The 21378-nt window shown below is 44.3% G+C and carries 18 protein-coding genes; 7 read left to right on the top strand and 11 right to left on the bottom strand.

Going from position 1 to position 21378, the window contains the following annotated elements:
• The first annotated feature begins 8 nt into the window (after positions 1–8).
• On the top strand, positions 9–2084 hold the full coding sequence (metG, locus tag R7M72_RS03385; protein WP_315956452.1) for a methionine--tRNA ligase: 2076 nt from the start codon (positions 9–11) through the stop codon (positions 2082–2084).
• A 78-nt stretch (positions 2085–2162) separates the two neighbouring features.
• Here metG and R7M72_RS03380 read toward each other — a convergent pair whose 3' ends face one another.
• From R7M72_RS03380 to R7M72_RS03370, 3 genes are read right to left on the bottom strand one after another with little or no spacing between them, the layout of a single operon-like run.
• Positions 2163–2507 (bottom strand): hypothetical protein, encoded by a 345-nt coding sequence (locus R7M72_RS03380; protein ID WP_104980051.1) that lies wholly within the window; start codon positions 2505–2507, stop codon positions 2163–2165.
• 10 nt (positions 2508–2517) lie between these two features.
• The gene (locus R7M72_RS03375; protein WP_226975268.1) at positions 2518–3069 is read right to left on the bottom strand and encodes a hypothetical protein; all 552 of its coding nucleotides are present in this window, start codon (positions 3067–3069) and stop codon (positions 2518–2520) included.
• A 44-nt stretch (positions 3070–3113) separates the two neighbouring features.
• Positions 3114–3428, bottom strand: a complete 315-nt coding sequence (locus tag R7M72_RS03370; RefSeq protein WP_226975269.1) for a hypothetical protein — start codon at positions 3426–3428, stop codon at positions 3114–3116.
• Positions 3429–3760: 332 nt separating this feature from the next.
• Here R7M72_RS03370 and R7M72_RS03365 point away from each other — a divergent pair, with 332 nt between their 5' ends.
• A complete protein-coding gene (locus R7M72_RS03365) occupies positions 3761–4570 on the top strand; it encodes a hypothetical protein (protein ID WP_017821380.1) in 810 nt (269 codons plus the stop codon).
• 110 nt (positions 4571–4680) lie between these two features.
• On the opposite strand, the gene fadR is transcribed toward R7M72_RS03365, so the two are convergent.
• Positions 4681–5520 carry a fatty acid metabolism transcriptional regulator FadR gene (fadR, locus tag R7M72_RS03360; RefSeq protein WP_005380824.1) on the bottom strand — a complete coding sequence of 280 codons (840 nt, stop codon included), beginning with the start codon at positions 5518–5520 and terminating at the stop codon, positions 4681–4683.
• A 639-nt stretch (positions 5521–6159) separates the two neighbouring features.
• On the opposite strand from fadR, the gene nhaB reads away from it, so the two are divergent.
• On the top strand, positions 6160–7746 hold the full coding sequence (gene nhaB / locus R7M72_RS03355; RefSeq protein ID WP_005380822.1) for a Na(+)/H(+) antiporter NhaB: 1587 nt from the start codon (positions 6160–6162) through the stop codon (positions 7744–7746).
• Between the two features lie 83 nt (positions 7747–7829).
• Positions 7830–8366 (top strand): disulfide bond formation protein DsbB, encoded by a 537-nt coding sequence (dsbB, locus tag R7M72_RS03350; RefSeq protein WP_047103441.1) that lies wholly within the window; start codon positions 7830–7832, stop codon positions 8364–8366.
• A 79-nt stretch (positions 8367–8445) separates the two neighbouring features.
• Here dsbB and R7M72_RS03345 read toward each other — a convergent pair whose 3' ends face one another.
• Complete coding sequence (locus R7M72_RS03345) at positions 8446–9063, bottom strand: YecA family protein (protein WP_315956453.1); 618 nt, start codon at positions 9061–9063, stop codon at positions 8446–8448.
• A gap of 170 nt (positions 9064–9233) precedes the next feature.
• Between R7M72_RS03345 and dusC the strand changes: the two genes are divergently transcribed.
• Positions 9234–10193 (top strand): tRNA dihydrouridine(16) synthase DusC, encoded by a 960-nt coding sequence (gene dusC / locus R7M72_RS03340; protein ID WP_315956454.1) that lies wholly within the window; start codon positions 9234–9236, stop codon positions 10191–10193.
• A 50-nt stretch (positions 10194–10243) separates the two neighbouring features.
• Here dusC and R7M72_RS03335 read toward each other — a convergent pair whose 3' ends face one another.
• The 6 genes from R7M72_RS03335 to yfbV all read right to left on the bottom strand — a co-directional run bounded on the left by R7M72_RS03335 (position 10244) and on the right by yfbV (position 17497).
• On the bottom strand, positions 10244–11704 hold the full coding sequence (locus tag R7M72_RS03335; protein WP_318056031.1) for a sensor domain-containing diguanylate cyclase: 1461 nt from the start codon (positions 11702–11704) through the stop codon (positions 10244–10246).
• Between the two features lie 174 nt (positions 11705–11878).
• Positions 11879–13705 carry a maltodextrin glucosidase gene (malZ, locus tag R7M72_RS03330; protein WP_064354186.1) on the bottom strand — a complete coding sequence of 609 codons (1827 nt, stop codon included), beginning with the start codon at positions 13703–13705 and terminating at the stop codon, positions 11879–11881.
• 141 nt (positions 13706–13846) lie between these two features.
• Positions 13847–14641, bottom strand: coding sequence for an ABC transporter ATP-binding protein (locus R7M72_RS03325; RefSeq protein ID WP_005387275.1), 795 nt, complete (start codon positions 14639–14641; stop codon positions 13847–13849).
• Complete coding sequence (locus tag R7M72_RS03320) at positions 14638–15573, bottom strand: ABC transporter permease (protein WP_149192470.1); 936 nt, start codon at positions 15571–15573, stop codon at positions 14638–14640. Before R7M72_RS03320 ends, R7M72_RS03325 begins: the two co-directional genes overlap by 4 nt.
• A 175-nt stretch (positions 15574–15748) precedes the next feature.
• Positions 15749–16714 carry an ABC transporter substrate-binding protein gene (locus R7M72_RS03315; RefSeq protein ID WP_053349612.1) on the bottom strand — a complete coding sequence of 322 codons (966 nt, stop codon included), beginning with the start codon at positions 16712–16714 and terminating at the stop codon, positions 15749–15751.
• A gap of 330 nt (positions 16715–17044) precedes the next feature.
• Positions 17045–17497, bottom strand: a complete 453-nt coding sequence (yfbV, locus tag R7M72_RS03310) for a terminus macrodomain insulation protein YfbV (protein ID WP_005380809.1) — start codon at positions 17495–17497, stop codon at positions 17045–17047.
• A 346-nt stretch (positions 17498–17843) separates the two neighbouring features.
• Between yfbV and R7M72_RS03305 the strand changes: the two genes are divergently transcribed.
• Entirely contained in the window at positions 17844–19040 is a 1197-nt protein-coding gene (locus R7M72_RS03305) for an acetate kinase (RefSeq protein ID WP_005380807.1), read from the top strand.
• 136 nt (positions 19041–19176) lie between these two features.
• Positions 19177–21321, top strand: a complete 2145-nt coding sequence (gene pta / locus R7M72_RS03300; RefSeq protein ID WP_005380805.1) for a phosphate acetyltransferase — start codon at positions 19177–19179, stop codon at positions 21319–21321.
• Positions 21322–21378: the final 57 nt, after the last annotated feature.

Genomic DNA, 21378 nt, shown 5'->3' with positions numbered 1-21378 from the left:
TATTAAGTATGGCAAACGATCCAAAAAACTTTCCGTCAAGGAAAATGCTGGTAACTTGTGCCCTTCCGTACGCTAACGGTTCGATCCACCTTGGTCATATGCTTGAGCATATCCAAGCGGACATTTGGGTTCGTTACCAACGCCTACGCGGCAACACTGTAAACTTCATCTGTGCTGACGATGCTCACGGCACGCCAATCATGCTTAAAGCGCAACAGATGGGTATTACTCCTGAAGAAATGATTGCCGCAGTTAGCGAAGAGCACCAAAAAGACTTCGCTGGATTTGATATCAGCTTTGATAACTACCACAGCACACACTCAGATGAGAACCGTGAGCTAGCGTCACACATTTATCTTGAGTTGAAGAAAAATGGCTTTATCTCTAGCCGCACTATCTCTCAGCTGTTCGATCCAGAAAAAGAGATGTTCTTACCGGACCGTTTCGTAAAAGGTACCTGTCCAAAATGTAAGTCTGAAGACCAGTACGGTGACAACTGTGACAACTGTGGTGAGACTTACAGCCCAACAGAACTGATCAATCCTAGATCTGCGGTTTCTGGTGCGACGCCAGTAATGAAAGATTCAGAGCACTTCTTCTTCGACCTGCCTCAGTTTGAAAGCATGCTAAAAGAGTGGACTCGCTCTGGCTCGCTACAAGCTGAAACAGCGAACAAAATGCAAGAATGGTTCGAATCTGGCTTGCAGCAATGGGATATCTCACGTGATGCACCATACTTTGGCTTCGAGATCCCTGGTGAGAAGAACAAATTCTTCTACGTATGGCTAGACGCGCCTATCGGCTACATGGGCTCTTTCAAAAATCTATGTGACAAGCGCGACGACCTAGATTTCGACGAGTATTGGAAAAAAGACAGCTCAGCAGAGCTGTACCACTTCATCGGCAAAGACATCGTTTACTTCCACAGCCTATTTTGGCCAGCAATGCTAGAAGGTTCTGGCTTCCGCAAGCCTAACAACGTATTCGTACACGGTTACGTAACCGTAAACGGCGCAAAAATGTCGAAGTCTAAAGGTACGTTCGTAAAAGCAAGCACTTACCTAGAGCACCTAGACCCTGAGTGTCTACGTTACTACTACGCTGCGAAGCTAAACAGCCGTATCGACGATCTAGATCTTAACCTTGAAGACTTCACTCAGCGCGTAAACGCTGACGTTGTTAACAAGATCGTTAACCTGGCATCTCGTAACGCAGGTTTCATCGCGAAACGTTTTGAAGGCAAACTGTCTGACAACTTTGCAGAGCCTGAACTTTACAACGAATTTGTTGCTGCTGCTGACCGTATCGCTGAGCTTTACGAAACGCGTGAGTTTGGTCGTGCAATCCGTGAAATCACGGCATTGGCAGACAAAGCTAACCAATACGTTGATGAAAAAGCACCGTGGGTTGTAGCAAAAGAAGAAGGCAAAGATCAGGAACTACAAGACATCTGTTCTGTCGGTATCAACCTGTTCCGCGTACTGATGACTTACCTGAAACCAGTAATGCCATCGCTAGCTGCGCGTACTGAAGCGTTTCTAAACCAAGAGCTAACTTGGGAAAACATCGCTGCTCCACTAACAGGCCACGAGATCACTAAGTTCAAAGCACTGTTCAACCGTATCGATCCGAAGAATGTTGAAGCGATGATCGAAGCGTCTAAAGAAGATGCGGCGGCAGAAATGGCGGCGAAAGAGAAAGCAGAAGCGGAAAAGAACAAGGCTAGCGAAACTGAGCTAGACAAAGAGCCAATCGCTGAAGAGATTGAGTTCGACGCTTTTGCAGCAGTAGATATGCGTATCGCTCGTATCATCTCTTGTGAAGAAGTGCCAAAAGCAAACAAACTGCTTAAGTTCCAACTGGACATCGGTGGTGAAACTCGTCAAGTGTTCTCTGGCATCAAGTCAGCGTACAAACCTGAAGAGCTAGAAGGCAAACTAACTGTAATGGTTGCAAACCTAAAACCTCGTAAGATGAAGTTTGGTATGTCTGAAGGTATGATCCTAGCGGCAGGCCCTGGTGGTAGCGACCTGTGGATCCTTGAGCCACACGAAGGCGCTCAACCTGGCATGCGCGTAATGTAAGTATCTTTATTGAAAAGGCTTAACTATTTCAGTTAAGCCTTTTCTCGCAGTTAAGCTTATCGATTAAGCTTGATTGTACTACAAAGAGAATTCTTCTGGACCCCAAGTAATAATCGCGCCACATGCAAGGAAAAGTACAAAGCTGATCGTGACTACAAAAGCGAGAACTCGATCAAATGTCGTTGCGTATTTTAGTATTAACTGATCATCTACAAGTGATACTTTCGCAGGCTTGCCTCGCATTAAAACTGTAGTATACATTGGGAATCTAACCCCCCAGGTATCTCTATCCCAACCGACAGGGCCATGACCATCCTTCGACATCTTTTTCTCGATCCGCTTTACCGAAACACGAATGAAAAGCAAAGTACTAACTAACCAAGTACATCCGATAATCATATTTGTCATATCAAAATAAGACACGTTGATCCCTTTAATTCCAATGAATGTTAGAACTAACTTCATAGGCACCTTTGGCTAAATTTTGCCCTGCACTATCAGCCATCTTAGCTGCTGCATAGCCGACACCTAAGCCTACACCAATTAATACTACGACTCCAAATGGGCCAGCAGCCAAAGCGATTCCCATTCCAGATGCAATCACTTTGGATGTGGTCCAAACGCCAGCAGCGTTGCTCGCACCAAACCCTGCAACTTCCATTGCTGCTCTTTTTTGCCAATTTTCTCCGTTATTCTTGGCATTTCGAACATTGTTAAAGCGAACACCAGCATCAATCATGATGATCTTTTTACCCACAATACTAGAGCTTTGCTCAAGAAATCGAATTGAGCGGATGTTAGCTATAGATGTTAAATGTAACTTAGTTATATCCCTACCACTTCTCGCGATATTGGCAGCTCTATTCGGGTTGCTCCAAATGTTTCCACGGCTACTTTTAACTCGTCCTGCATAATGGGTAAGCTCTTTTGTAAATTTTGCATTCAAAGAATTGTGAGCTTCTTTAACTCTATATCCAAGCTTCACAAGCTCCTTTTTCTGCGCACCATTTCGTGAGGCTGTACGTGCATCTAGTAAGGCATTTTGATATTGAGCAAAGCTTTCCCGAAATTACTCAATCTGACTTGCTTTTCATTAACAGCAGTAGCGGCAGCACCTACTGCAGTATACTCATCGATTTTCCCCCCCATAGTATGATTAGTAGCATCTAAAAAAGGCTTAATCTCTTTTTCATAGAGGAGGGCTACCGCTTGTAAGTTTTCATCGCCAAACTCACTTGTTAGATTGGCTACATTTCTTTTGGTTTCTTGTGACCAACTTTTTACAGTATCAAGAGCACAAGCTATATCAGGTCTCTCGCTACGCAACTTAGCTATGTTGATCACAGAGCCTTCGTTCAGTATGAAAGGAGTACCTGCGGGAATAAAACTACCAAATATATGTGGGTTGTCCTTACGAAACTGAAGGTACCTATCCTCATCATTTGTATCGATAGGGAGCGTTATCTTTGAGTGAGTGCTGAAGCATAGGTCGAATTTATTAGACAAATTAATTACACCGAATAATCAACCATATTCACAAATTTGGTGAATCCATGCACCAATAACGACCGCCCCAAAAGAACACTTAACATAACCAGTTGTTTTAATTTAATTTTTGTTTGGCATCAAAACTGCAATCTTCCTTGTTAGGTCCAAACACTAACAAGGAGTTGGTTATGTTTGTTTTGATTTCCACACTATTGTCCATCGCTATTTTAGCTGGAATATATCACTTATCTTCTAAACGAGAGCAGCAACATGCGCGCAAATATCAGCTGTTAACATTGTTGCGAGATGTTGTTCACCTTCTGAGACACCACCGAGCTGCTACTCACTACTCGCTTCAATTCCAACAAAATGATCAACAAAAATTGGACGCTCTTCATGATGCTCTGACTAACAAGCTGCATCTTTTAGTCGAAACATCACGGTTTGAAAACAAACCCATGTATCGCGTATTACAGATTAAAGTAGGGAAACTACTTGAACAATGGAATGACCATAGTGTTGCAAGAAACCAGATGGAGCATGGTAAGTTAATTCGTCATTGCTTGTTTTTGATGGATGAAGTAACCATCGCATGGCTAGCGGTTGAGCAAAGAGATGACTTGCATAATGAGTATCACATGAACTGGCAAAACATTATGGATAGCTTGGAGACCCTGACTCAGTTACGAATCAGCATTCAAGATTTAGGAGAACAAGGCGGAAATGAGCGTTTCAAAAACTATGCATCGGTCATGATGCGTAAGCTAAACCAACTAGCGGTTATCGCTCCACTTAGCATTACCTCTCCTGCTTCCACGCGCTCAATACAGACGCTAAATGAATACGTGACAGGGAGTCATGTCGACTTAACAGAAGCAGAGCTTTATGGCGTCACATCGGACTTGTCATTGACCATCTTCAATACTTACGACCATGTCCTTTCAGATGTCGTAGAGTCATTATATCTACCGTTACCCAGACTCTCGCTAGCAGGATAAACGTTCCATGCCTTATTATTGGTGCTAGGTCCGTCGCCGACTTATAAATAAAAACAAAAAAACCGCAGGCCTAAGGCACTGCGGTTTTCGTTTATTCAACTTGTCAGCGCTTAGCTGTCGTCTTCCGTGAAGTTCGTTGGTAATTGCTTTTTCATTTCGTTCCAGATCAACGCACTTTCCATACCATAATGACGAATCACTACTGGTAGTTGCTCACGCTGGCCACTTTCACAAGTTTCGAGCAATTGATGGTAAAACTTCAGAGCTAGCTCACGAGAAGCTGGATTTGAGAAGTAGTAGCTACCGACACGATCGTAGAGCTTCTTCAAACCATTAAAGATCAAACCGTAAATTTGATTTCCTGAATGGAATGCTAGGCGCTGGAAAAGCATATAATCGTAAAAGTTGAACGTTTTAGCAATCAAGATTTCTTGACGCTTCGCTTCATCTTTCTCGTTATCTTCTTTCACATTCTGCAGAACTTTTTCGGCATACGGCGAGGAAGCGATGAATTCGTCCCAGGAAGCCGCATTCATTAAAGCTTCACAAGATTCGATTACGTTCTTAATTGTACGCTCAGAGCTCTCTTTGTTCGCTTTAAATGCATAGCGCATAAAGATAGGACTGATGTTAGTACGTGCCGCAAGCAGATCTTCTACAATGTTTGTCGCATTATCAACGTCTAGCGTCATTAAAGTATCCAAAATATGCAGACCAGAGGTCTCCATAAATTGGTTAACTTTCGTAGGTTTGCCGTGCTGGATAGTCAGCCATCCATCACGGGCTAGTCGTTGAAGAACCTCTCTTAAAGTCGTTCGAGTAACACCAATCAGTTCGGACAGCTCGCGCTCAGCAGGTAAAATTGAGCCTGGAGGAAAACGGCCGTTCCAAATGCTCTCGATAATATATTTTTCTGCGAATCCCGCAGGGCTTTTCGCCTTTATGACCATTCTACTTTTTATCCAATATTGATTTCTGAGGGTCGATACTACTCATCATACCACTACTTAGCGGTTTGAGAAAATTTACGATCAATAGTGAAAACGACTCCATAACATAGAGTTAATACTCTATATGTTGTGTCAATTTAAGAGGCTCTAACATGCGAGCGAAAGCAGTAAAATATGAATTTTCATTTAATTAAACAGCTCACAAATCTCGGAGAAATAAAGACAACCGTGTCACATTTTTATATTCAAAATATGAAAAATTACTTTGTATATCACAGTTAATATTCTTTCTTAATTTGCCTTTTCTCGTCACTGACCGTCATTTAAAATCCAAGAGGATTTTTTTAAGACTTTCATGGTATAGTAACGCCGTTTTGATCGCGTTATTACATTTAAAAAGTCATTTTAGTCGGTAGCATCACGTTTTGTTATTGACTAATAAATGCCTGAGTGTAGAGTTTGCGGTCGAAAGTGAGCGGTGCTTGAGTTCAGGGGAAGTAACTTGGCAAGACTACAATAAACAAAGGATTGTTGTTTTACTAAGTTATTGTTTTTAAAGACTAGTTAATAAGTCTAACAAACAGATACTTAAGCACTATTGTAGTGTCTATTCATAATTTTGTTATAAAGAGAATTATCATGCCGATATCGCTCGGAAACGCTTTTATCAAGAACTTCCTTGGTAAAGCGCCTGATTGGTACAAAGTTGCCATTATAGCCTTCTTAATAATTAACCCGATTGTATTCTTCCTAATAAACCCATTTGTAGCTGGATGGTTGTTGGTCGCTGAATTTATTTTCACGCTAGCAATGGCATTAAAATGCTACCCATTACAACCTGGCGGTTTACTTGCTATTGAAGCCATTGCTATCGGCATGACTAGCCCTGCGCAAGTTAAGCACGAATTAGTAGCAAATATCGAAGTACTGCTACTTCTGGTGTTTATGGTTGCGGGCATCTACTTCATGAAGCAGCTATTGCTGTTCATTTTTACCAAAATTTTACTTGGCATTCGCTCTAAAACCCTACTATCACTCGCGTTCTGCTTTGCTGCGGCATTTTTGTCTGCATTTTTGGATGCCTTGACGGTTATCGCCGTTGTTATCAGCGTGGCGATCGGCTTTTACTCTATCTATCACAAAGTAGCGTCTGGTAACCCTATCGGTGACCATGACCATACACAAGATGACACGATCACTGAACTAACGCGTGATGACTTAGAAAACTATCGTGCCTTTTTGCGCTCTTTGTTGATGCATGCTGGTGTAGGTACTGCCTTAGGTGGCGTAACCACGATGGTTGGTGAACCTCAAAACTTAATTATTGCAGACCAAGCGGGTTGGTTATTTGGTGAATTCCTAATCCGTATGTCTCCAGTGACACTACCTGTATTTTTCTGTGGTCTCATCACTTGTGCTTTAGTTGAAAAGCTTAAAGTGTTTGGCTACGGCGCGAAGCTTCCTAATAACGTTCGTCAGATCCTCGTCGATTTTGACCGTGAAGAGCGTAAAACGCGAACAAATCAAGATGTCGCAAAACTCTGGGTTCAAGGTCTTATTGCGGTTTGGTTGATCGTTGCACTCGCTTTGCACTTAGCGGCTGTCGGCTTAATTGGCCTTTCTGTGATCATTTTAGCGACCGCATTTACTGGTGTCATTGAAGAGCACTCCATGGGGAAAGCGTTTGAAGAGGCCCTGCCCTTCACTGCACTGCTTGCTGTATTTTTCTCGATCGTTGCTGTAATCATTGATCAAGAGCTGTTTAAACCAGTCATCGATGCGGTGCTTGCCGTTGAAGATAAAGGTACTCAGCTAGCTCTGTTCTATGTGGCGAATGGCTTATTATCTATGGTGTCGGATAACGTGTTCGTTGGTACGGTTTACATCAATGAAGTAAAAACTGCACTCATTGAGGGCCTCATTACTCGTGATCAGTTCGACTTACTGGCGGTGGCAATCAATACTGGTACTAACCTGCCTTCTGTTGCAACGCCAAACGGTCAAGCGGCATTCCTATTCTTACTCACATCGGCTCTCGCTCCATTAATTCGTCTGTCTTACGGTCGAATGGTTATCATGGCGCTGCCTTACACCGTCGTTCTTGCGATTGTCGGTCTGATGGGAATCATGTTCTTCCTAGAGCCTGCAACAGCTTCTTTCTACGAAGCTGGTTGGATTTTACCTCATAGTGGTGATCTGACTCCCGTAGTATCCGGTGGTCACTAAAATTTGAGTTGATTAGGAAACTTATCCACGATAAAAAGCTCTGAGTATTCAGAGCTTTTTCTATTTCAGACAGGAACAAAAACGTGACTATTTTAAATTCACTTAACCAGTTTTCAAAGGGACGTTTATCGTGGCTACTGCTTCTGCTATTCGTCGTTTTCTTTGAAGCATGTGCCCTCTATTTTCAGCACGTCATGATGCTTGCACCATGTGTCATGTGTATTTATGAAAGAGTCGCGATGATGGGAGTGGGCGTCGCTGCAATGGTTGGTATATTGGCACCCAAGAACCCAATTTTCCGCTGGCTAGGTTTGATAGGCTGGGGATTAAGTGCTTACAAGGGTTTGTTACTTGCGATGCAGCACGTTGACTACCAGTTTAATCCATCACCATTCGCGACTTGCGATTTATTCGTCACATTCCCTAGCTGGGCTCAGCTCAATCAGTGGGTTCCTTGGATGTTTGAAGCATATGGTGATTGCTCTAAGGTTGTATGGCAGTTCCTTGATTTATCAATGCCACAATGGTTAGTCGTAATTTTTGCAGGCAATTTAATCGCTTTGGCATTAATTGTAATTGCACAATTCTTCCCTGCAAAACGCGTTAATCCAATTCGTTAATCCTACTGACGCGTAAAAATTAACAAAAAGCCGACCATCTGGTCGGCTTTTTGTTAAGTGGATAGCGCGGCGATTCGACTTAGCCGCGTGATTGACCACAGCACTGCTTGAATTTTTTTCCGCTCTCACAAGGACAGTGATCATTGCGCCCGATACCTTTGAATGGGTTTAGGCTTTGAGCTTTATTGCCTACCATCAACTCATCCGCGCCCAGCGCGACTTCACCGACCATTAAATCAAGCTGGTCGACTAAATCTGTCAGGGCCGGTGGCGTTTCAATACCTGCGTCACGCATCTGTTGCTGCGTTGCTGGCTCATCGATCGCCAGCATCAAAGTGGTCAGTAATGCTTGCAGCATACGCTGTAATCCATCATTGAGCTCAACGTCTTGCCACTGTTCTTCAATCATTGGCCAAACAGACATAAAGCCTTCGGCAAAATCAGCAAGTTGTTCAGGTTCTTTGCCTGTTAGCTCTAGCACGGAATATTCGTTTCGTTGAATTCGGTTATGCTGCTTGTGAATTTGCTCTTCCACAGCTGGTTGAATCGCTTTGAATCCCTCACCTAATAGCGGCTCTAACCACTTTTCAGGAGCGAGTGGTTTTGTCGTCAGATTCGCAGCTAACACTGCGCCTTCGATAAATAGGCAAGATTCATCGACGTGAACTTCACCTTTTTCAATCAATGTGTATTGCATGACATCTGGTTTCCCATAAATTTGGCGGCATTATACCTCAGAGCTCAAAAGCACGTAACCTAACGTTGTGTGTTTGACTGCATTGGGCGCTTCGACTCTTTTAATGACAAACTTAACTTACATCGCTACAATCGCCCTCCTTTTTACCACCAAACTGTATTAGGCAAGCTATGCGAGTTGTACTAGGCCCAATGGAAGGCGTTTTAGATCATTTGATGCGCCAAATCCTGGCCGAGATAAACGACTATGACCTGTGTGTTACGGAGTTTGTTCGCGTAATCGACCAGCTATTACCCGATCATGTGTTTCACCGTTTATGCCCAGAGCTGTTGCAAGGTTCTCAGACTGCATCTGGTGTGCCAGTACATGTGCAATTGTTGGGACAAGAACCGAACTGGATGGCTGAGAACGCAATTAAAGCGGCAAACCTTGGCGCCAGAGGTATTGATATAAACTTTGGTTGCCCAGCCAAAATGGTCAACAAAAGTAAAGGTGGAGCAGCGCTACTCCAACATCCAGAGCTCATTCACCGTGTGGTTAAAGCTTGTCGAGAAGCCGTTCCAGAAGCCATTCCCGTAACTGCAAAAATTCGTCTTGGCTGGGAGAACCCTGAAGATTGCTTTGAAATTGTCGATGCCATTCAGTCTGCTGGCGCAAATGAACTGACCGTACACGCACGTACTAAACAAGGTGGTTATAAAGCTTCTGAGATAAAATGGGATTACATCAACCAAATTCGTGAACGTTTTGATATCCCACTGATTGCGAATGGCGAAATTTGGAATTATGAAGACGGTCAACGTTGCATTGAAACGACTGGCGTTAGCTCTTTGATGGTGTGCCGAGGCGCTTTCAATATCCCTAACTTAGGCAATATGGTAAAACATAACCACCAGCCAATGTCATGGCCCGAGGTGGTTGAGTTGCTCATCTATTACTCCAAGTTTGAGATGAAAGGCGATAAAGGCTTGTATTACCCAAACCGCGTAAAACAATGGTTCTCTTACTTACGTCAAGCTTATCCTGAAGCAAAAGACCTATTTAGAGAAATCAGAACGTTCAACAAAGCCGCACCAATTGTTGAGCATATTCAACGCTACCGCGATGACTTAAACTCTCAGGTTGCATAATTCCCGAACACAAAAAGGACGAATATCTCGTCCTTTTTTGTACCTAAATCCTAGTAACAGATCTTATTTTTGCCGGTACTTTTGGCTTGATATAACTTTTCATCCGCCGCTTTAAACAATTCATCAAAGTTTTCTACTCGGCTCTCTTTACTAAACACCACACCGCCAGAGATCGTAAAGCCTTCTTTCGTTACGCGTATCGAGCGCTCATCTATGGCCTTTTTTACTCTGTCTAAAATGAGTTTAATGCCCTCTGAATCTTCGTCATAAATCGCTAAAACGAACTCTTCGCCACCAAACCTTGAGGCAACATCGGTATGGCGAATATTTTCACGTATACATTTTGCAACAAGCTGAATTGCAGAATCACCGACATCATGACCATAGGTGTCGTTGATCTTCTTGAAGTTATCAATATCGAACACTGCTAAAGCAACCTGTTTTTTTGTCATCTTATTACGCCACACGGTTTGCATACCTCGACGATTCAATAAGCTGGTCATTGGGTCTCTTGCTGCCAGTTCTTTAAAGTAGCGTCGCTCGCTATGCATATTCACATAGAACAAGACGACGGTACTCAACACGTAAATAAATAGTGCGACAATAAGGCTGTATTTTTCAAAAACCGCTAGGTTCTTAGCTTCATCCCAAAGGTTGTGCTCGTAGTACATGCTGTGATTCGCACTCAATCGCTCTAATTCGACTGGTTTGATTCGTGTACTGTTTGAAGGAATGGATTGTAAATTGGAAACCAAATGAAACTGACCTACAAGACCTAGCGACGAAGCCATAAGCGTATTGATGTCAAAATCAATAGACAAAACCCCTTGGTGTTCTCCTTTCTCATAGACGGGTACCGTCATACTAATGACTTGACCTTCCATCGAGTCCAACACAGGCCCTGGTCCAGCCAAGGTAATGTTCACTTTATCTTGCGCGGTTTTTTGCCAAAAAGGTCGGGCTTTTAGCGTTGACAAAAGCTCTCTAGTGAAATTTTTTGCGTAGGTATCGGGTGAGGAGATAACGTAACCGCGCTTGTCAATGTAATGGATTCCAACAATGTGCGATTCAATATCGTGCAGAAATGACAATGACGGCGCAAAACCCGCCTTTTGTTCAGCTAACTGGTTAATCGTTGAACCTTGCTGACATAAGCTTTCGTCCCCTACGATCATATAATCAAGGTCAACCGCAGGTAACCCTTCACTATAAACACTTTCGAGTAATAACACATCTATAGGCCAAAGATAACAAAGCCCTTCTTTGACTAAAGAATTATGTTCTTCAAACAGTGGGTTAGCGTAATTGGTATAGTTGGTGAAGCTGTAATCTAAAGCCGTGAGTACTTTAATACCGCGAGACATTGCACGCTCGATACGCGAATACTCAGAATCGATATAGCGGTTAACCGCATCATAGTAATTTTTCGTTGTCACGAGTAAAACCACTACAAATAACGCCAGAGGAAAAAAGATGACAAATGAGAGGCTAAATCGCCTTTGGTTTACCATTGAGTACCATGCATATGAAAGGTCAATAGTCTCTTATGACTGCTATTAAATTGATACTCGTTATCTGGTGACGCATGCAATGCAGCACCAGATAACAAGAGACCAAACAAATGTGTGCGCGCTGTTTGAGACCGTTTATATATTAAAGGAGTTTAATCAATATAGAGTGTGGTGTCACTTTAGTCGCCATAATTTGCAGCTCTGTGCCGACATATTGACAGAGATATGACCTTTATAATCAACCTGTTCTGTGTCATCTAACAACGATATAACTTGGCTAACCTCCAAGCCCAGTTGCCACATAGGTAAATCGATTGAACATTCATTACCACTGAGATTAATCATAACAACGACTGCTTCGCGACCCAGTACACGTGCGTACGCCAACTGGTTGTTAGTGCAATGAAGCCATTGAATACAGCCCGACTGTAAAGGCTTACATTGTTTACGTATCTTGATCCATTGTTGGTAAAGCGATAGCCATTGTGAACTTTCAATTTCATTCCAAGGAAAACAACGACGATTATCCGGGTCTAGCCCTCCTTCTAGACCGACTTCACTCCCGTAGTAAATACAAGGCGTGCCAACGTAAGTCATAAGCATTGCTAGCGCGATGTTCATTTTACGCTTATCACCATCAACCAATGTGATAAACCGAGCAGTATCGTGACTATCGAGTTGATTTAGCTGCGATAGCTGATTAGAAAATGGGATTTTTGCTCTGGCTTCGTCCAACCATGCTTTAAACTCCAAACCATCAATGTTGATTGGATCGTACATAATATCTTGTCGTGCGATAAAAGCTCGGACTGGATGAGCAAAACCGTAGTAGTTCATCGCCCCATCCTCTTGATCACCTTGCAACCACTGCGTTGCTTCAAAAAAGTGCTCACCTAACACATAAGCATTCGGGTTTACTGACTTAGTCGCATTACGAAACGCTGCCACATAATGAGCATTGTTTTTCGCGCCGTCCCCTTCGCCAAGCATATGGATTACATCAAACCGCCAGCCATCAACCAAGTACGGTGGCTTCAGCCAATACTTGATGACAGAATCTTCACTTTGGTAGATGTAGTCGCGCACCTGTTCATTTTCAAAGTTCAGAACCGGTAAGTTACCAATGCCTTTCCAACCAATGTAGTGATTGGTTTCACCTTCGAAAAAGTAGTAATCACGGAACTTTGACTGCGGATTGCCATACGCTCCTTCTCCTTTTTGTTGGATATCAAACCAAGGATGATGCACTGACGTGTGGTTAAACACCGCGTCTAAGACAATCTTCATATTCTTACCACGGATTTTCTCACACAGTTCAGCAAACTGATCGTTGGTGCCGAGCATAGGGTCAACAGTGAAGTAATCGGTGGTGTCGTATTTATGATTACTTGGTGAAGAAAAGATCGGGTTGAAATAAAGCGCAGTAACGCCGAGCTGTTCAAGATAGTCCAACTTTTGTTCTACACCTTTGAGGTCGCCGCCAAAGAATTCACGTGCCCCGGTATTTTGGTGAGAGCCTACCGCGTCTCCCCACGCCTTGACGACCGATGCAGAATCATACTGAGCATAAGCGTGGCGAATATCAGACTCACTTTTACTAGCAGAAAAACGGTCAGGAAAGATTTGATAGAAAACTTGCTCTTGGACCCAGCTTGGTGGTTGATGCTCTACATTCAACTTAAAGTGGAACTCTTTGGGTGGAATACGCTTTTGTACGCCTCGTGCATCGAGCCAGTATTGCTGTCCGTCTTTGAGGAGCTTAAACACATAATGTGTGACATCTCGATCTTGATTTGGTCGAAACGATGCCTCCCATAGTAATAATTCACCAGCCGTTCCTACTTGAGCCATGTCGACCAGATATTCTTCGTTGTCCGGCTCAATACGCACATAGACGGAATCAAAATCCAATGTCTCGGTTTTCAGTCTGACTGTAACTTGCTCGTCATTAAAAGCTAAACCATCAATAGTTTGACTATGAAAAATAAATGGCAGGTTCATTATGGGCACTCCTCGTCATCGGATATGCCACTATGTTATTGAAGAATTAGAGACAAGAAATCCTCCCTGCGAGTTGACATATCAGCCAATTTTCCCAAGGAGGATCACACTTAGTAGGCGTAGTGACTTGTCGGATACCGCTTAGTTCAACAAGAGACTGTCATCTGCAAGCTCTTCACCACGCACTTTAGAGAACATATCCAACAAGTCTGGTACTTGCATGTTAGCGCGCTGCTCTCCAGCCACATCAAGCACAATTTCACCTTGGTGAAGCATTACGGTCCTATCGCCACATGCTAATGCGTCTTTCATCGAATGCGTCACCATCATCACGGTTAAATCGAACTCATCGACAATACGTTTAGTTAAGTCGATAACAAACGCCGCCATACGAGGATCAAGCGCAGCCGTGTGTTCATCAAGCAATAACAGCTTACTCTCCGATAACGTCGCCATCACAAGGCTAACGGCTTGTCGTTGCCCACCAGACAGCAACCCAATGCTATCGCCCAAGCGGTCTTCTAAACCAAGACCGAGGATGCTAATTCGCTCTTGGAACAGCTTGCGACGTTTAGTAGAGAGCGCCAACCCCCAGCTGCGTTTTTTACCACGCATGTGCGCTAGAGCCATGTTCTCTTCTATCGTCAGTTCGCCACAAGTCCCGGCCAATGGATCTTGAAACACTCGGGCACATTGCGTCGCACGTTGGGCTACCGTCTGCTTGGTGACGTCTTTGCCGTCAATGATAACCTGACCACCTATCATCGGCGTCTCACCTGTCACCGCACCAAGCAACGTCGATTTTCCTGCGCCATTAGAACCAATCACGGTAAGAAATTGATGCTCTGGAACCTCTAAAGAGACGCCTTTCAATGCACGATTTTCCAAAATCGTCCCAGGGTTGAACGTGACCTGAATATTATTTAGTTCGATCATAATGCCTCCCCAGAACCATTTTTTGATGCCGCTTGTTTAGCATCAGTAACGCGTTGTTTCGCTCTTATGCTCTGTTTTAGCTTTGGAGCAATAAGCGCCACAGCCACCAATACTGCGGTAACCAGGTTGAGGTCTGAAGCTTGTAAACCAAACATGCCAGAGCTCAAAGCGAAAGCCACTGCAAGGCGATAAAGTACCGAACCGATGATGACCGCAAATACCGCAACCCAAATCTTGCGCCCGGGAATAAGGGTCTGCCCCAAAATCACAGCTGCCAAACCAACGACAATGGTGCCCACGCCAGAGGTCACATCCGCAAAGCTGTTCGTTTGTGCAAACAACGCGCCTGCGAATCCCACAAACCCGTTGGATAAAGCCAAGCCAAAGTAGGTATAAAAGCCAGTGCTCGCCCCTTGCGCAGAAACCATACGCGCATTCACACCCGTGGCTCGTAAACCAAGACCAAAGTCGCTGTTCAGCAGGCGAATGACAAAGAAAGCGGACAGAAGAACTAAGACCCCAACAACCAGAGGGCGAATAAACATCGCATCGCCCAATGCTTCAAACGGAGTGAGAATCGTATCCTCTCCAAGCAACGCCATATTAGGTTTGCCCATAATACGAATATTAATTGAAAATGCAGCGATCATGGTAAGAATGGAAGCTAACAGGTGTAAAATACCACACCGAACAGCCAGAAAAGCGGTTACCCACCCCGTCATACTACCAGCTATCATCGCCATTATTGTCGCAAGCCAAGGATTAATACCTGCGACAATCGCCGTTGCAGCCACCGCCGCTCCCATTGGAAAGCTACCATCCACACTCAAATCGGGGAAATCGAGAACACGGAACGTAAGATACACACCCAGAGCGACTAGGCCATAAATCAAGCCAATTTCGAGTGCACCAAAAAAAGCAAATGCAGACATAACTGCTCCTTTCTGCATGCTCAGGCTGGCTAATACCAACCTGAACTTAAGACTTCTAACGTATACTCCCCTTCTTCTCTAGCAGAATGCTCTACACGAGAAATCCGGCGAGTATCAATTTTGGGGCAAGCGTCTACCAACCAACGTGACAGGCTTAACCCCCAAAAAGCGTTACTTATTGCATGCTTGTCGCACGTTCAACCACAGAATTTGGCAGCTTGATACCGAGCTTAGATGCTGCGCTTTCATTAATTACAAGGTCAGAGCCCGTCGCGACTTTTACATCCAGCTTGCCTGGTTCTTGACCATCAAGAATCGCCGCCACGTAATCCGCGGTTTGTACACCAACCTGGTAGTAGTCAAAACCTAAGCCTGCAATTGCACCTTTTTCGACATACGACGTCGCGCCACCAAATACAGGTTTCTTCGCTTGATTCGCTGCCACAATCATTCCTTCAATCGCACTTGCAACTGTATTGTCTGTTGGGGCGTAAAGAATGTCTGATTTCGCTGCAATCGCTTGAGTCGCAGACTGAACATCAGCACTTTTTAGTGCGGTCGCTTCAACCACTTGTATGCCTTTTGCTTTTGCGCTTTCTTTTAGTAATTCAACTAAAGTCACGGCATTAGCTTCACCGGGATTAAATACAACCCCGATGCTTTTCACCTGAGGAAGAATTTCTTGGATGAGATCGACATGCTGAGCAACGGGTGAAAGATCAGACAGGCCAGTTACGTTTTTGCCTGGTTGTTCCATCGACTTAACCAATTTCGCACCAACCGGATCTGTTACCGCAGTAAAGACAACAGGAATAGAGCGAGTAGCCGACACCAAGGCTTGTGCCGAAGGTGTCGCGATGCCAACTAACACATCAGGATTTTCACCGACGTACTGACGGGCAATTTGCACCGCAATCGCTGGATTACCCTGTGCGGTCTTATAATCAAATTCTAGATTTTTGCCTTCTTCGTAGCCTTTCGCTTTCAAACCATCAAGTAACCCTTGGCGCGTCGCGTCTAACGCCGGGTGTTCGACAATCTGTGAAACTGCGACAGTTGCAGTGGCGGCCAGTACATTGGTAGAAGAGAAAATAGCAGTAGCTGATAGAACGGCAGTGGCTAATAAACGTTTCGTTTTCATCATAACTCCTTGATGTGACTTCGTCCTTGTTTCACGAGCTTTCAATATGTGTATCGACTCGTGAATTCAAATGTTTGAAGGCGGTATTGTTGTGTTCATATAACTGTGCACTTCTTGCGCATCTTGTTTTTATTATTACTACTAAGTCTTAGTAAAGAAAAGAAAGATTTAACACTAAAGTAACATTTGTGATCGGGGGGACTTCTTCATCCGGAAAGAATCTTTGGTAAACAAAGCTTCGCTCGCTTCATCAACGACCGTCAAAGTAGGTAATAGAGGCAGGATCAAAAATGGAGCGGCCAGTGCACACTCCATTTCAAACAATTTAAATTAGAACCAACGCTCTAATGACGATTTATCGAGCTGGCGAAACGCTCGGTTCAGTATTATCGCAAGCTCTTTGTAACGAGGGCGAGCTTTGACAGGCTCTAATGCAAAACCTGTTTCCACAATTTTTTGATGCAACTCCCGATACCAAGAGGCCAAAGAAGGCGGCAATTTCGTGTTGGATCGAGCCCCAAGCCACCAAATGCCTTGAAGTGGCAAGCTAATCGCAAACAAGGCGACAACAATGGATTGAGGTAAAGCGTGGTAATTGTTGAATGCCATTTGAGTGAGTACGCTGATCGCAGCAACAGCTGGCATGACTTTAATGCCAAAGCGAGTCGCCTTAATGATACGCTGTTCCGGAAATATGGCGCTTAGCTCTTTACGAACCGGCCAGATCTCCATGTAATTCTGGCCATCTTTCAGGCTATGGATCAATCCGACTTTATTACTCATACCGTTCTCTCACTAAAAAATAGTTGAACATTTCAACTGAAGGTACAAAAAATTGATGAAAGTTAATATTCTTTCAAATTTTTTTTGTTATCATTGCTTATTATCGCTATCCTTTGCAGACCCTCAATCTCATTGTTGCTGTTATTTACAATTTAAGCAACTCCGAGATATCTATCTGCACGGATCGCATCATAGTGATGGAAGGGTTCATCACTATTTCTTTATATGGAATTAGAACAATTTTTGACCAGGATTAGTACGCAGCCTTCTGGGTATCGGCTATTCTTGTGATTAATTTTTCATTCTTTAACTGATTTTTTATCAGACGAATAACAGGTAGTCATACATGTCTAAGCTAGTTTTAGTTTTAAACTGCGGTAGTTCTTCTCTTAAATTTGCCGTTGTTGATGCCGAGAACGGCGACGAGCACTTGTCAGGTCTTGCTGAGTGTCTTCACCTTCCTGAAGCTCGCATCAAGTGGAAACTTGATGGCAAGCACGAAGCTCAACTAGGCAATGGTGCAGCTCACGAAGAAGCACTAGCGTTTATGGTAGAAACTATTCTTGCTTCTAAGCCAGAGCTTAAAGCTAACCTAGGCGCAATCGGTCACCGTATCGTTCACGGCGGCGAGCAGTTCACTCAATCTGCACTAATTACTGATGAAGTTCTAAAAGGTATTCAAGACGCTGCAACATTTGCACCTCTTCATAACCCTGCTCACATCATCGGTATCGAAGCGGCTAAGAAAAACTTCCCAGAGCTGAAAAACGTTGCTGTATTTGACACTGCGTTCCACCAAACTATGCCTGAAGAGTCTTACCTATACGCTCTTCCATACAACCTATACAAAGAACACGGTATCCGTCGTTACGGCATGCACGGTACTTCTCACTTGTTCATCACTCGTGAAGTTGCAGGCCTACTAAACAAACCAGTTGAAGAAGTAAACATCATCAACTGTCACCTAGGTAACGGCGCATCTGTATGTGCGATCAAGAACGGTCAATCTGTAGACACTTCTATGGGTCTTACTCCACTTGAAGGTCTGGTAATGGGTACTCGCTGTGGCGACATCGACCCTGCTATCGTCTTCCACCTACACGACGCTCTAGGTTACTCTGTTGATCAAATCAACACGATGCTAACTAAAGAGTCTGGTCTTCAAGGTCTAACTGAAGTGACTTCTGACTGTCGTTTCGTTGAAGACAACTACGGTCAAAAAGAAGAAGCAACACGCGCAATGGACGTGTTCTGCCACCGTCTAGCTAAATACGTTGCTGGCTACACTGCTTCAATGGAAGGCCGTCTAGACGCAATCACTTTCACTGGCGGTATCGGCGAGAACTCTGGCCCTATCCGTGAAATGGTTCTAAACCGTCTTGGCATCTTCGGTATCGAAGTAGATAGCGAAGCTAACCTTAAAGCTCGCTTCGGCGGCGAAGGCGTTATCACGACTGAAAACAGCCGTATCCCTGCAATGGTTATCTCTACTAACGAAGAGCTAGTCATCGCTGAAGACACTGCTCGCCTGACAGGTCTTTAATTGAATTCCTGGCTAGCCACTCGGCTAGCCAGATTTTCATTCAAACGAATTTCTTAGGGGCTCAACTCCTATTCTTCGAGCTTCATGGAATAAGAGTTGAGCTTTTATCCCCCAAATAGCTAAAGGTACTCTACGAATGTCTCGTACTATTATGCTTATCCCTACTAGCGCAGGCGTTGGCCTAACAAGCGTTAGCATGGGTGTTCTTCGCGCTATGGAGCGTAAAGGCGTTAAAGTTTCTTTCTACAAGCCAATCTGTCAGCCACGTTCAGGTGGTGATCAGCCAGATCTGACTTCAACTATCGTTGGTCGTAACAGCGATATGAAGATCGGTGAACCAATGGCGATGTCTGTTGCTGAAAGCCTAATCGGTAACGACAACATGGACGAGCTGCTAGAAACCGTTGTTGAACGTTACAACCAAATCAACAAAGACGCAGACGTTACGCTAATCGAAGGTCTTGTACCTACTCGTAAGCACCCATTTGCAAACCAAGTAAACGCGGAAATCGCGGCAACACTTGGTGCAGAAATCGTGCTAGTTGCGACTCCAGGTACAGATAACCCTGCGCAACTGAAAGAGCGTATCGAAGTAGCATGTTCTAACTTCGGCGGCACTAAAAACAAAAACATCTCTGGTGTTATCATCAACAAGCTAAACGCTCCTGTTGACGAAGCTGGCCGTACTCGCCCTGACCTATCTGAAATCTTTGACGATGCAGACAGCGCGAAACAAAACGAATTGAAAGTGATGGAAATTTTCAACACTTCTCCAATTCGTGTACTAGGTTGTGTGCCATGGAGCATTGATCTGATTGCGACTCGTGCAATCGACATGGCTAAACACCTGAAAGCAGATATCATCAACGAAGGTGACATCAACACTCGTCGCATCAAGAGCATCACTTTCTGTGCACGTTCTCTGCCAAACATGATTGAGCACTTCAAACCGGGTTCTCTACTTGTTACTTCTGCAGACCGTCCTGATGTTATCGTTGCTGCTTCTCTTGCTGCAATGAACGGTGTGGATATTGGTGCAGTACTGCTAACTGGCGGTTACGATATCCCTAGCGAAATCGAAGGCCTATGTAAACCAGCATTCGACACTGGTCTACCTATCTTCAAAGCACAAGGTAACACTTGGCAAACGTCTCTAAACCTACAGAGCTTCAGCATCGAAGTACCTGCAGACGATAAAGAGCGTATCGAGTTCATCAACGAACACGTTGCTGGCCACATCGACGGTAACTGGATCGAGTCTATGACTGAAGGCACTCAGAAGTCTCGTCGTCTAAGCCCACCAGCGTTCCGTTACCAGCTAACTGAACTTGCTCGTAAAGCAGGTAAGCGTATCGTTCTTCCAGAAGGTGACGAACCACGCACAGTTAAAGCAGCGGCAATCTGTGCTGAACGCGGCATTGCAGACTGTGTACTTCTAGGTAACCCAGATGAAATCCGTCGCGTAGCGGCTCAACAAGGCGTTGAGCTAGGTACTGGTGTAACCATCATCGATGCAGATGCTGTTCGTGAAAACTACGTTGCTCGCCTAGTTGAGTTGCGCGGTGCGAAAGGCATGACTGAAGTTGTGGCTCGTGAGAAGCTACAAGATTCAGTATTCCTAGGCACAATGATGCTTGAGAACGACGAAGTTGACGGCCTAGTTTCTGGTGCTGTTCACACTACGGCGAACACTATCGTTCCTCCGTTCCAAATCATCAAGACGGCACCAAATGCGTCTATCGTATCTTCAGTATTCTTCATGCTTCTGCCTGATCAAGTACTGGTTTACGGTGACTGTGCAATCAACCCAGATCCAACTGCTGAACAGCTTGCTGAAATCGCTATCCAATCTGCCGACTCTGCAGCAGCATTCGGTATCGAACCACGCGTTGCAATGATCTCTTACTCTACTGGTGAATCTGGTAAGGGTGCAGACGTTGATAAAGTACGTGAAGCAACAAAACTGGCTCAAGAGAAACGTCCTGATCTTATCATTGACGGTCCTCTACAGTACGACGCTGCTATTATGGAAAACGTTGCTGCTTCTAAAGCACCAAACTCTCCAGTTGCAGGTAAAGCGACAGTATTTGTATTCCCAGACCTAAACACGGGTAACACAACTTACAAAGCGGTACAACGTTCAGCTGACCTAGTATCTATCGGTCCAATGCTGCAAGGTATGCGTAAGCCTGTAAACGACTTGTCTCGTGGCGCGCTAGTAGACGACATCGTGTACACCATCGCTCTAACAGCTATCCAAGCAGACCAAGAAGCTAAATAATAGCTTCTTACATCTAGTTGGATATAGATACAAAGCCCTCGATTCGTCGAGGGCTTT

Source organism: Vibrio sp. YT-18 (assembly GCF_033337345.1).
GTDB lineage: Bacteria > Pseudomonadota > Gammaproteobacteria > Enterobacterales > Vibrionaceae > Vibrio > Vibrio alginolyticus.
The sequence above is the reverse complement of the archived record's forward strand: the minus strand, read 5'-3'. Positions and strand labels throughout refer to the sequence as shown.

What these genes read in the sequence shown, in the direction of transcription:
- metG (WP_315956452.1), top strand. Translation starts at nt 9, where the DNA reads ATGGCAAACGATCCAAAAAACTTTCCGTCAAGGAAAATGCTGGTAACT.
- malZ (WP_064354186.1), bottom strand. Translation starts at nt 13,705, where the DNA reads ATGAACCTGCCATTTATTTTTCATAGTCAAACTATTGATGGTTTAGCT.
- pta (WP_005380805.1), top strand. Translation starts at nt 19,177, where the DNA reads ATGTCTCGTACTATTATGCTTATCCCTACTAGCGCAGGCGTTGGCCTA.
- fadR (WP_005380824.1), bottom strand. Translation starts at nt 5,520, where the DNA reads ATGGTCATAAAGGCGAAAAGCCCTGCGGGATTCGCAGAAAAATATATT.
- R7M72_RS03320 (WP_149192470.1), bottom strand. Translation starts at nt 15,573, where the DNA reads ATGTCTGCATTTGCTTTTTTTGGTGCACTCGAAATTGGCTTGATTTAT.
- R7M72_RS03315 (WP_053349612.1), bottom strand. Translation starts at nt 16,714, where the DNA reads ATGAAAACGAAACGTTTATTAGCCACTGCCGTTCTATCAGCTACTGCT.
- R7M72_RS03345 (WP_315956453.1), bottom strand. Translation starts at nt 9,063, where the DNA reads ATGCAATACACATTGATTGAAAAAGGTGAAGTTCACGTCGATGAATCT.
- dusC (WP_315956454.1), top strand. Translation starts at nt 9,234, where the DNA reads ATGCGAGTTGTACTAGGCCCAATGGAAGGCGTTTTAGATCATTTGATG.
- R7M72_RS03365 (WP_017821380.1), top strand. Translation starts at nt 3,761, where the DNA reads ATGTTTGTTTTGATTTCCACACTATTGTCCATCGCTATTTTAGCTGGA.
- nhaB (WP_005380822.1), top strand. Translation starts at nt 6,160, where the DNA reads ATGCCGATATCGCTCGGAAACGCTTTTATCAAGAACTTCCTTGGTAAA.
- R7M72_RS03335 (WP_318056031.1), bottom strand. Translation starts at nt 11,704, where the DNA reads ATGGTAAACCAAAGGCGATTTAGCCTCTCATTTGTCATCTTTTTTCCT.
- R7M72_RS03305 (WP_005380807.1), top strand. Translation starts at nt 17,844, where the DNA reads ATGTCTAAGCTAGTTTTAGTTTTAAACTGCGGTAGTTCTTCTCTTAAA.
- R7M72_RS03325 (WP_005387275.1), bottom strand. Translation starts at nt 14,641, where the DNA reads ATGATCGAACTAAATAATATTCAGGTCACGTTCAACCCTGGGACGATT.
- yfbV (WP_005380809.1), bottom strand. Translation starts at nt 17,497, where the DNA reads ATGAGTAATAAAGTCGGATTGATCCATAGCCTGAAAGATGGCCAGAAT.